The following is a 10,061-nucleotide window of genomic DNA, read 5'->3' as shown; positions in this document are numbered from 1 at the left end:
CCTCGGGACCGTCCTCGCCCAACTACAAGCCCGCCTACCGTCACACGACGACACCTGCACAGATCAACTCTGACAGTTATTCAGACACAGGCCCCCGCGGTCCCGGAATATTGCCGTTGCACCCCGGCCGAGGTGGTGCCCTTCTTGACGAAGCCGGTGTCGTCAATGATCAGCACACCGAGCAGCTCTGCTGCATAGGTCTGCAGGTCATCGCGGAGACGGTCGGCGTCCCAGCGACTGTGGGACAGCAAGTGCTGGAGTCCGTCCGGGGTGGCATGGCCGGCGTACTCAGCGAGTTGCCAGCCGTTCTTGCGGCCCACCGGGCCCAGCAGTCCGCGCACGTAGTCCCGCATCCGGCGTCGGGGTTCGATCCGGGCGAAGCAGGCTCCGGCCCGGAGGAACAGATTCTCGAGTTCATGGCCCCAGGCACTCGTGGGCACATCATTGATCACGCCTACGGACTGCTCGGTCCGCTGTCACTACATGCGGCGTGGCCACACGTTCGCGGGGCGCTCCGCCAAGGCCGCCCAGCCCCTAATCCCACCCCGCTACACTCCCCACACTCAAGCCGCTGACCAGCAATGGAGAAGTCCGGCTGGAGTACTAGTCCTGGACACGCTGGCAGGAGCCGTGTTCTTCCACGTCGGTCTGGTCGGGGAACACCCCGACCGTCAGTTGGTCGGCCGGCTGGCTGCTGTCATAGCCAAAGGAATCGAGATCCGATGAACGGCTGGCTTCTCGCAGCGGGCATCACCGCGTTCGGTGTGGCCGCAGCGCACATCGTCGGCGGGCACCGGGATGTGGTGCGCCCGCTGCTGTCCTGCGGACTCGCAGACGAACCCAAGCGCGTCCTTCATGCCGTGTGGCACATGGTGAGCGTCGACCTGGTGCTCTCCGCAGCCGCCTTGGTCTACCTCGCGCTGGCGGACGTTACGTCAGCGACCGGCCTGATGGCGTGGTTCGTGGCTGCGCACTTCGTAGCGTACGCAATCGCTTTCCTGGTCGTCACGCTGTCGGTCGGCTGGCCGAAGCCACTGCTCCGGCTGCCGCAGTGGATTCTTCTCCTGCCGGTCGCGGTCCTGACAGTGGCGGGTGCCACGTAGCGACAGCCCCGGAGAGATACAGCCGCGGTGCCCGCGGGGCAGATCCGATCCGCCAGCAGCCTCCCCGCGCACAAGCTAAGCGGTCTCGGTCCTCCCGCGGGCTTCACCCGGGTACGGCCGTGCACCGTCGTTCTGGACAACGCTTCCGCGCACGTGGCCCGTGTCTTCAAGGGCGCACCTGGCCGGCGCACGCCCTCCTCCTCGTGGAGGGCGCAATCACCACAGCCGCGGTCTCCGGGGACAGTGCTGCGGCAGACCATGCCCAGGAGGCGGCGCGCAGGCTGCTGGAAGTCGACTCGCAGGTCTCCAGCCGCTGATCCGTCACATTCTGCGGTCGACGAGGTACGGCAGGAGCGTGAGGATGTCGTCGACCGCCGCCGGGGCCAACGGCACGCTCTCCAGGCAGCGGCGCGCACGGTCCAGGTGGTGATGAGCTTCGATCAGGGTGGCGGCCCGCCCGCCCGCCTCGTCGATGAGTCCGGCAGCCCGGCGGGCGGCGGCGTCGTCGAGTGGGTCGGCCGAGGTCAGGAGCCCCACGAGGTGCCGGGCGGCAGGCCCTTCCGTGGCCAGGGCCGCCAGGACGGGGTACGTCTTCTTCAACCGGCGCAGATCGCTGTGGACCGGTTTGCCCGTCACTTGAGGGTCTCCCCAGATTCCCAGCAGGTCGTCCACGGCTTGGAAAGCCACCCCGAGATGCCGGCCCGCTTGGGCGAGGGCGTCGACCGTGGAGCTCGGCGCGCCGGCGAGAACCGCGCCCAGGGCCGCGGCGCAGCCGAGCAGTGAACCGGTCTTGTGCCCCGCCATGGACCGGTACTCCTGCGGGGACACCGCGTCCGGTCCGGCCCATGGCCGGGACTCGAACATCAGGTCCTCGGCTTGACCGCGCACCAGGTCGTTCAGCGTCCCGGCGAGGTGCCGCACCGCTTTCCCGCTGTGTACGTTCCGGGAGTCGGCCAGCGTCTCCACGGCCAGGGCGAAGAGCGCGTCTCCCGCCAGGACCGCGGGACCGGTGCCGTACGCCTTCCACACACTCGCGCGCTGCCGGCGCGTTTCGTCGCCGTCCATGATGTCGTCGTGCAGGAGCGAGAACGTGTGGATCAGCTCGACGGCGACCGCGCCGACGACCGCTCCTTCCCCGGACGCGCCCGCGGCCTCGGCGCAGAGCAAGGTGAGCGCCTGGCGCACTCCCTTGCCGTGCGAACCGGGGCCGGAGCCGGCTCCACTGCCGCTCCCGCTCCCATGGCCGGGAACGGCCCTCCCGCCCAACTCGCTCCACCCCAGCGAGAACGCCGCCATCTCGGCCGGCCACGGGTGAAGGCGCTGTACCGCTTCTCTAAGGGCCGGCCGCACAAGTTCGCGGCAGCGCGCGAGGATCTGCGGTGCGGTCGCCCGGGCTGTTGTCGGCAGCGTCATCGCTCGTCGTCTTCCTTCTCCGACTTCTCCGACTTCTCCGACGCGTCGGCAAGCGGAAGTACGCCGAGTTCGGCATGCGCCTTGTCGACCATGTCCCGAGCGTGGCGCAAGCCGATCCGGTCGAGCGTACGGCGCAACTCGCTCAGCTCGGCTGCGGTTTCGGCATGGTCGCGGCCGAGCCGGGCGCGTGCCTTGGCCAGTCCGAGCCGCGCCAGGGCCGTGCCCCGCGGCTCGCTCATGGCCCGGAACTCCGCGAGTGCTTCCTCGTAAACCTGACGGGCTTCCTCGTAACGGCGGGCGCGATAGAGGACATTGGCGCGCATCTTGTGGTTGTAGGCGAGCGCGCTGGACAACTTCATCTCGCGGCAGGTGAGTTCCGCCTCGGCGAGCAGGGCAAGGGCGCGTTCCGGTTTGTCGTCCCGCAGGGAAACGATGTCGGCCATGCCCCGCAGGGCCCACGCCCGCCCCCGCCGGTCGTCCGCCTTCCCGGCCGTCTGAGCCGCCTCCTCGAACATCGCGAAGGCCGTGTCGTACGAGCCGGTGTTGCGGTGAATCTGCGCGATGCCCTCCAGCGCCCACACGGTGTGGCGCGCCTCGCCGCGCTTGCGTGCCTCAGCGAGCAGTTGCTCGTGGAGTGCGGCGACGGCCTGGTAGTCGCCCTGTATGCGCCCGGTTTCGGCCAGGCCGGCCAGCGAGTAGCCGCGGGCCACGACGTCACCTCCGCGCTTGCCCATGTCGGCGGCGAGCCCCAGCAGCCGGTAGGCCAGCGCCAGCGCACCCCGCTGCCTGGCGAGCGTTCCACCGCTCCACAAGGCCCAGGCCATGGCCCCGAGGTCACCTGCCGATCGCGCAGCCCGGTAACTGGCCTTCCATGCCTGATCGGCTTCCTGGATGTTGCCCAGTCTGCGGTGCGCCTCGGCCACAGCGAGCCCGGACCGCGCCACCTCCTGCTGTGAGCCGGACGCTTCGGCCGCTCTCAAGTGCCGGGTGCCTTGTGCCAGTACGTCCGTCAGGGAGGAGTTCACCGACAGTGCGGTGAGGGCGCCTTGGTACTCGGGCGCGAATGCCTTGCTGTGCATGGGAGCCTTTCGTGCGCGGCCAGGGAAGCACCGCGTCAGCTATACGTCATGTGTATACACCTGGTGTATACAGGCCATGTATAGCTGTCTGGTTTCCGATCCCTGGCGCTCGGAGTTCTTGCTGTGGATCAAGACGGCTTCCGCCCGCCCAGGGTTGCCCGCCCGCGTGTGTTTTATCGTCCCTGGGTCACCCAGGCCCGTTGGGCAGCCCTGTAGTCGGTCACCACGATCCCCTCCTGCTGGAGAAGTTCGCGAGCCGTCGGCGATGTCAGGAACTCGTAGTCCGTCCGGCGTACGAGCCAGCCCTCAGGATCGATTGCCTGCGACTCCTCATTGCCAAGACCGGGGTGAATGGCCCACTCGCTGAGCCCGGCCGGCAGGTCGCGCAGCAGCTGTGCGTACCGGGCGGGCTTGCCTTCGATGTCGAGGTTGAAGCTGTCCAGGACGTCATTGTCGATGACCGGCAGGCCCCGCTGTCGCAGCTTGTGACGGCCCGCCTCGCCCCAGGCCCGTACCGCAAACCCGTACTCCCCGGCCAGCGCCACGGTCAGGTCGAGGATGTCGTCGCGTCCGCCGTCGGCCAGGCAGTGCCAGTCCAGGTGGGACGGCGCCAGCCCGGCGGCCACCACGGCGTCGATCTGCGCGCGGAATTCGAGCTCAATCTCGTTGAGACGGGCCCCGGCGAGGAGTTGCGGAATCCCGGCGGGCGCGAACAGCGTGCCCGTTTCGTCGTCGAGCAGCGACGGCACGGCCGCCTTCTCGGACAGCGGCTCCCACCGGAAGTGGGTCGTGTCGCAGACCAGGGTGAGATGGATGCCGAACGGGACCTCCGGCCGCTCGCGGAGCAGGTGCATGGCGTGCCGTGCCCAGGGGCTCAGCACCATCAGGCTGCACGAACTCGCGATGCCCTCCTCGATTGAGTGAATGACCGCGGCGTTGATCGCGTGATACATCCCGAAGTCGTCGTTGTTGACGATGAGCACGCGGGCATCGGCGGGGAATCCCAGCAGCTCCGTCGACCGGGGCGTGGGCGCAGGCGCAGGGCAGCCGCGGCGGCTGTGGGCACGAAGGCGGTCCGTCCATGCCCCAGTGGCGACTACCGCCCCGCGTCTGCGCTGCGAATAAATCCGGCCCCGCCAGGAGTCAGCTGAGGCTGATGGTCAGGGGCGGACTGCAGACGTCGTAGGGCAGCTCCGGCGAGGTGATGCGCACGCGGTACGGGCCCGAGGGCAGCTCCGGTACCACGACGGAAGCCCCGAGTGCGCGCGGATCCACTTGCACGGCCAGCACGGCGGCGGGGGACCACGTCCCCTGTTCGCTGCGGCGCTCCAGCAGGACGCTGCAGGGATAGCCCAGACCGCCCGTTATGCGCCAGCTGATTTGTCGTCGCTCGACCGAGTTCCAGCGTTCACCGCCCGCGGGTGCCCGTACGAACAACGAATCCGAGGCCGGCGCGAGCCAGGGCGGGGCGGGAACAACCAGTCGGTTGCCCGCTTCAGTTGAGCTCTGGCCAGCGCGATCCAGCAACATCCCCGCACGCCGTTGCTTGTCGCGCCCTGGGCGTGAGCGAGTCCTGGTTCTACAAGTGGCGCAAGGCCGGGCCCACCGGGGCGTGAACTGCGCAGACGGCAACTGGAGGAGGCGATCCGCGCCGTCTTTGAGAAGTCCGGCGGTACCTACGGCTCACGAAGGTGTTCGTCGAACTGGTCCGGGCCGGCTTGCGGCTCTCGGTGAACACGGTCGCGAAGGTCATGGCCGGGCTTGGCCTGGCCGGACGCACGGTCAGGCGACGCCGGGGCCTGACCCGGCAGAGCAGACGGCCGGCCGCGCCGGACTTCGTGAAACGCGACTTCACCGCCGACGAGCCCGATCAGGTCTGGGTGGGAGACATGACCGAGATCGTCACCGGTGAGGGCAGGATCTATCTGGCCACGGTCATCGATCTGTTCTCAAGCCGCCTGCTCGGCTACACGATGGGCGCCCACCATGAAGCGGACCTGGTCGTGGCCGCCCTAGTCGGCTCGTGCTTCGACAACGCCGTGAGCGAGGCGTTCAACAGCGTCCTGAAGGTCGAATACGTCCACCGGAAAGCCTTCACCACACGGGCCGATGCCCGCGTCAGGATCACCGACTTCTACAACACCCGTCGGTTACACAGTGTGTGCGGCTTCAAAAGCCCGATCGACTACGAACGCGAATACTGGGCCGGACCCACCGCGGGACTTGCTGCATAAGAAGGACTCCAAAGTCCGAGGGGATTGACACCCGCCCCGCGGTCCCGAACTGAACGACATCTAGCGGGTGTGGCGCTCAGCGAAGTACGAGGACTACCCAGAGCGCGTCCACACCACCAACGAAGCGATCGGCACCGCAGTCGACCAAGCCCTGAACCGTCAACGCGCACCCATCAATGGATCAGCAGCAACTTCACCAAAGCCGCTTAGGCGGCGTCCCGCAATTCCTTGAGCAGATCTTCGGGGCGCCGACGGGGACGGTCAGGCCCTCTCCACCAGTGCCGAGTAGGCTCTCTCGAGGCCCTGCGTGTAGCCGGCCCCCAACTCGATGTAGACGTGCCCGCTGGCCGCACAGGCTTCACGTAGGGCAGTGCTCTGTTCCCGGACCCACGCGGCGATCTCCCGGTAGGTGGTGTCATCGGCTCCATCGAGCCAGTCCGGGGCGGCCCTCAAGTGTTCGGTGGTCAGCTCCGTGTTTCCGAGGAAGATGCAGCTCAGTGGCATCCCGAGACCGGCGGCGGCTGTGGCCGCCGCCGGCGTGACGATGTCGCCCTCGACCACATAGCCGTCCAGGGGATCGGAGTCGTCGAGGCCCTCCGCTGTGGCACGGATGAACTCGACGAGGAAGGCCTGCGCCCGTACGGCCTTGTCCGGATGCGTACCGTGCCGCACGCCGTGCTGGGGCGCAGCGCGCTGCAGCATCGAAACCAGAGCGTCGGTCGGGCACCCCGGGATGCCGTCCCGGTCCAGCAGCATCCATGCGAGGGTGCTCTTGCCCACCCGTGGCGGGCCGCCTATCAGGTAGATCACGTGCAGACCGTACCCGGGCGACAGCGTGAGTGATCTCGCGGTGGCAGAGTCGTGACCAGCGCCTCCAGATCAGGCAGGTGAACGTGCCATGGGATGATCTTGGCCGTGGCTGGTGTAGTCACGGCATCGGAACCCTCCTGGATAGCCCCATTCACCGGGCTGAACCCGCGCGCCTTCGACGAATTGGTGACCGCGCTGCGCCGCGAGAGTGCCGACGAGGTGCGGCGGAGACGGCCGTGGGCGCTGCCCCTAGTGACCTGAGTCGGAGATTCGTCGTTGGTTGGGTATGAGTCGTCCTGGACCGAAGATTCCGCCGCTGTCGATAACTGCTGCTCAGCGAGAGGTGCTTGAGGGGTGGGTGCGTAGGCGGTCGACCGCTCAGGCTCTCGCTCCGCGGTCGCGGATCGTTCTCGAGTGCGCCGAAGGGCACTCGATCATGGAGGTCTCGCGTCGGCTGCGGATCGCACCGGAAACGGTCCGCACCTGGCGGCGGCGCTTCCTCGACCGGGGCCTGGACGGCATGAGCGACGAACCCCGGCCGGGCGTCCCGCGGAAGATTACCGACGCGGATGTCGAGAGAGTGATCATCAAGACGCTGGAGGAGACGCCGAAGAACGCGACGCACTGGTCAGCGAGGTCGATGGCGGCGGCCACGGGAATGTCCCAGTCGGCGATCTCGCGGATCTGGCGGGCTTTCGCCTTGGCACCGCACCGGTCGCAGACGTTCAAGCTGTCCACGGACCCGTTGTTCATCGACAAGGTCTTCCCGACCTGCTGGTGGACGGCGTCCTCAGTCGGCTTGCCAAGCATGGGTTCGCCGACGTCGAAACCATCACCGCCGCCGAGGAACACCAGTACTTCGCCCTGTCGCGAGAGCTGGCGGTTCGTCATGACGTCGAGGACGAGAGGCCGGGGTAACGGGTCCACGGAACTCCGGGCGCGGTAGAGCACACACCCCACCGCCACCCGTTCGGACAGCCGTCTGTTGCCCGGCACGCGGGGGGCCAGTGGGATGGGCGTGGGCCTGCCGACGGATGGCGCCTGGACATGAGCCACCCCATGAGGAAGGTCTGCCGATGCCAGGACTCACGACGAGTTGGCGACGCCGCAGTGCCGTGTGCGCGGCGGGGGTGCTGCTCCTGTCCACCGCCGTCGTGTCCGGCACGGGCGTGACAGAGCCGTCCCACGGGGGAGCCCCCGTGGGCGACGGGGGCTCAGCGCTGTGGTGGGAGCCCTGCCGAGGTGAAGCACAGCGGGGATTCGAGTGCGCCACGGCCAAGGTGCCGCTGGACTACGACCGCCCGTGGTCGCGCACCATCGACCTGGCGGTTATCAGGCACCGGGCCACCGCCCCAGGACAGCGGACCGGGGCTGGGACCCAGTCGCTGTTCTTCAACCCCGGTGGGCCCGGCGGCGCGGGAACCGTAGGGCTGCCCGAGCTGTACGAGAAGTTCCCCGCCCAGTTGCGGGAACGGTTCGACATCATCAGCTGGGACCCGCGCGGCGTCGGACAGAGCACCCCCGTGCGGTGTTTCGACAGCGCGGAAGAGGCCACCGCGTGGCACGCACGTGTTCCTCCGTTCCCCGTGGGCGGGGAGCAGCGCAGGGCATACATCACGGCGTACGCCGACCTCGGCCGGCGCTGCGAGCGGCGGGACCCGGAGCTGCTGCGGCACATCTCGACCGCCGACGTCGCCCGGGACCTCGACCGGCTGCGCCACGCGGTGGGGGAGAAGTACCTCCGCTACTGGGGCATCTCCTACGGCACCTTCCTGGGGGCGACGTACGCGAACCTGTTCCCGAACCGAGCCGGGCGCCTTGTGCTGGACGGGAACGTCGATCCGCACGCCTGGATGAACGGCGGTTCGAGGAGAGAGCCTAGGCTGAGCACCTTCCTGCGCCTGGAGTCGGATCTGGGCTCGGGCGACACCCTTGGACAGTTCCTCGAACTGTGCGCGAGCGCGCCGGCCGGCCGCTGTGCATTCTCCGCGGGAGACCCGGCGGCCACCCGCGCTAAGTTCACCGCGCTGATGCGCAGACTCACGGTGCGGCCCGTGGGGTCCTGGACCTACGCGAGAACCGTGAGCGAGGTACGGGGCGGGCTGTACACGGTCCACCCGGGCTGGAACCACACCGCGGAGACGCTGCAGGCCCTGTGGGAGGGCCGCGCACCCCAAGAACCGCCGACGCCTCCGGGTCCCCTGCCGTATCCCGGCTTCGAACAGCCCCTCGGTGTGTTGTGCACGGAGAGCCCCAACCCCCGTGACCCGCAACGGTATGCCGCACTCGACAGGCTGAGCACGGCTCGGTCGGGGGATCTCGGGCACTGGTGGGCCTGGGCCAACGAGCCGTGTGCGACATGGCCGGCGGTAGCTGCCGCGAGTTACGTCGGTCCCTGGGACCGGCCCACCGCTCACCCCGTTCTGGTCGTCAATCCGACCTACGACCCCGCCACCCCGTACCGGGGAGGTCAGGCCATGGCCCGGGAACTCGCGGACGCCCGCCTGCTCACCCTCAAGGGGTACGGTCACACCGCACTGGACAACCCGAGCACCTGCGTCAACCGACACGCGGTCCGCTACTTCCTCAGCGGTGTTCTCCCGCCTGTCGGCGCCACGTGTGAACAGGACACTCCGCCCTTCGCCCCGACGACACGGGCCGACGGATAGGCCGGGCCATGGCCCGGCGCGGCGCGAGGGCGTCAGGGGCGTGGCGCGCTCGCCGTCGCCCGTTTGACCAGGCTCCGGACGTCCTCCTCGATCCAGGCGGACGGGACCGTCCATGGTGACGCTGAACGGGTCGGCCACGGCCGCGAAGCGGGTCGTCCGCCGAGTCAGTGAGCTCTTTCAGAGTGGCCACCGATCGGGTGACGGGAAGTGGGGGCAGAACGGGCGAGGCCCCTGGGGTGTTGAGACAGATGCCTGACGTCTGAACTCACTACCCGAGGGGCCTCGTTGGTTACCTATCCTGCCTCAGTCGACCTGCCGCACGCACTCTTGGAGACGGTGACGATGCTGATCGTCCTTAGTGAGGGTGACCGCAGGTGCAAGCTGCGTCCGCACCAGCGTGCCCTGGTCACGCTGGTGTACCTGCGCCGCAGAAGCCCTTCAGGCAGGCCGCCAGGCAGGAGATTGCCGACGTGCCATACGGACGCTTCGGCGGCATCCGCCAGGGCTGCCCGAACGGCATCTGCACCTTCGAACCCATAGCCCCCATGTACCGGTGCAGATCCAACAGCGTGACCACCTCGGGCCGCAGCCCCTCCCCGCACACGCCACCGCAGATGATCGACCAGATGGTAGGCGTAGGTCTTCTGGGTCCGCTGCCGTCGTACATCCGCAGGAAGCTGTCGGACTCCTCATTCACCGACCCATCCGGCCACAGGATCGTGTACGACCACCCGCCACCGGGCGCCCTTCCTC

General features: G+C 68.5%; 10 protein-coding genes and 3 pseudogenes. 6 read left to right on the top strand and 7 right to left on the bottom strand.

The features are described from left to right. Positions 1-92: 92 nt before the first annotated feature. Positions 93-440 (bottom strand): annotated as a pseudogene (locus ACFT7S_RS34475) (transposase); the annotation flags it as partial. 282 nt (positions 441-722) lie between these two features. Between ACFT7S_RS34475 and ACFT7S_RS34470 the strand changes: the two are divergent. Then, positions 723-1,103, top strand: a complete 381-nt coding sequence (locus ACFT7S_RS34470) for a hypothetical protein (RefSeq protein ID WP_382739028.1) — start codon at positions 723-725, stop codon at positions 1,101-1,103. Positions 1,104-1,424: 321 nt separating this feature from the next. On the opposite strand, the gene ACFT7S_RS34465 is transcribed toward ACFT7S_RS34470, so the two are convergent. The 4 genes from ACFT7S_RS34465 to ACFT7S_RS34450 form a co-directional block, all read right to left on the bottom strand. After that, positions 1,425-2,516: a polyprenyl synthetase family protein gene (locus ACFT7S_RS34465; RefSeq protein WP_382739025.1), complete on the bottom strand. Its 1,092-nt coding sequence runs from the start codon at positions 2,514-2,516 to the stop codon at positions 1,425-1,427. After that, the gene (locus ACFT7S_RS34460) at positions 2,513-3,595 is read right to left on the bottom strand and encodes a tetratricopeptide repeat protein (RefSeq protein ID WP_382739022.1); all 1,083 of its coding nucleotides are present in this window, start codon (positions 3,593-3,595) and stop codon (positions 2,513-2,515) included. The genes ACFT7S_RS34465 and ACFT7S_RS34460 overlap by 4 nt, the downstream gene beginning before the upstream one ends. Positions 3,596-3,768: 173 nt before the next feature. Next, positions 3,769-4,578 carry a polysaccharide deacetylase family protein gene (locus ACFT7S_RS34455; RefSeq protein ID WP_382739019.1) on the bottom strand — a complete coding sequence of 270 codons (810 nt, stop codon included), beginning with the start codon at positions 4,576-4,578 and terminating at the stop codon, positions 3,769-3,771. Between the two features lie 160 nt (positions 4,579-4,738). Beyond that, complete coding sequence (locus ACFT7S_RS34450; RefSeq protein WP_382739016.1) at positions 4,739-5,125, bottom strand: hypothetical protein; 387 nt, start codon at positions 5,123-5,125, stop codon at positions 4,739-4,741. A 161-nt stretch (positions 5,126-5,286) separates the two neighbouring features. Here ACFT7S_RS34450 and ACFT7S_RS34445 point away from each other — a divergent pair, with 161 nt between their 5' ends. Then, entirely contained in the window at positions 5,287-5,829 is a 543-nt protein-coding gene (locus ACFT7S_RS34445) for a DDE-type integrase/transposase/recombinase (RefSeq protein ID WP_382739013.1), read from the top strand. A gap of 261 nt (positions 5,830-6,090) precedes the next feature. On the opposite strand, the gene ACFT7S_RS34440 is transcribed toward ACFT7S_RS34445, so the two are convergent. After that, a complete protein-coding gene (locus tag ACFT7S_RS34440) occupies positions 6,091-6,639 on the bottom strand; it encodes a hypothetical protein (RefSeq protein WP_382739010.1) in 549 nt (182 codons plus the stop codon). 105 nt (positions 6,640-6,744) lie between these two features. On the opposite strand from ACFT7S_RS34440, the pseudogene ACFT7S_RS34435 reads away from it, so the two are divergent. The 4 genes and pseudogenes from ACFT7S_RS34435 to ACFT7S_RS34420 all read left to right on the top strand — a co-directional run. Continuing rightward, positions 6,745-6,891: pseudogene (locus ACFT7S_RS34435) on the top strand (IS5/IS1182 family transposase); the annotation flags it as partial. A gap of 34 nt (positions 6,892-6,925) precedes the next feature. After that, a complete protein-coding gene (locus ACFT7S_RS34430) occupies positions 6,926-7,585 on the top strand; it encodes a helix-turn-helix domain-containing protein (protein ID WP_382739007.1) in 660 nt (219 codons plus the stop codon). A 130-nt stretch (positions 7,586-7,715) separates the two neighbouring features. Then, the gene (locus ACFT7S_RS34425; protein ID WP_382739004.1) at positions 7,716-9,308 is read left to right on the top strand and encodes an alpha/beta hydrolase; all 1,593 of its coding nucleotides are present in this window, start codon (positions 7,716-7,718) and stop codon (positions 9,306-9,308) included. 285 nt (positions 9,309-9,593) lie between these two features. Next, a pseudogene (locus ACFT7S_RS34420) lies at positions 9,594-9,741 on the top strand (IS5/IS1182 family transposase); the annotation flags it as partial. Here ACFT7S_RS34420 and ACFT7S_RS34415 read toward each other — a convergent pair. Beyond that, on the bottom strand, positions 9,715-10,005 hold the full coding sequence (locus ACFT7S_RS34415; RefSeq protein WP_382739037.1) for a hypothetical protein: 291 nt from the start codon (positions 10,003-10,005) through the stop codon (positions 9,715-9,717). The pseudogene ACFT7S_RS34420 and the gene ACFT7S_RS34415 sit on opposite strands and share 27 nt — an antisense overlap. Positions 10,006-10,061: the final 56 nt, after the last annotated feature.

Source organism: Streptomyces sp. NPDC057136 (assembly GCF_042670885.1).
GTDB lineage: Bacteria > Actinomycetota > Actinomycetes > Streptomycetales > Streptomycetaceae > Streptomyces.
Note: the sequence above shows the minus strand (reverse complement) of the source record. Positions and strands in the feature narration are given on the sequence as shown.

What these genes read in the sequence shown, in the direction of transcription:
- ACFT7S_RS34470 (WP_382739028.1), top strand. Translation starts at nt 723, where the DNA reads ATGAACGGCTGGCTTCTCGCAGCGGGCATCACCGCGTTCGGTGTGGCC.
- ACFT7S_RS34465 (WP_382739025.1), bottom strand. Translation starts at nt 2,516, where the DNA reads ATGACGCTGCCGACAACAGCCCGGGCGACCGCACCGCAGATCCTCGCG.
- ACFT7S_RS34460 (WP_382739022.1), bottom strand. Translation starts at nt 3,595, where the DNA reads ATGCACAGCAAGGCATTCGCGCCCGAGTACCAAGGCGCCCTCACCGCA.
- ACFT7S_RS34450 (WP_382739016.1), bottom strand. Translation starts at nt 5,125, where the DNA reads ATGTTGCTGGATCGCGCTGGCCAGAGCTCAACTGAAGCGGGCAACCGA.
- ACFT7S_RS34430 (WP_382739007.1), top strand. Translation starts at nt 6,926, where the DNA reads ATGAGTCGTCCTGGACCGAAGATTCCGCCGCTGTCGATAACTGCTGCT.
- ACFT7S_RS34425 (WP_382739004.1), top strand. Translation starts at nt 7,716, where the DNA reads ATGCCAGGACTCACGACGAGTTGGCGACGCCGCAGTGCCGTGTGCGCG.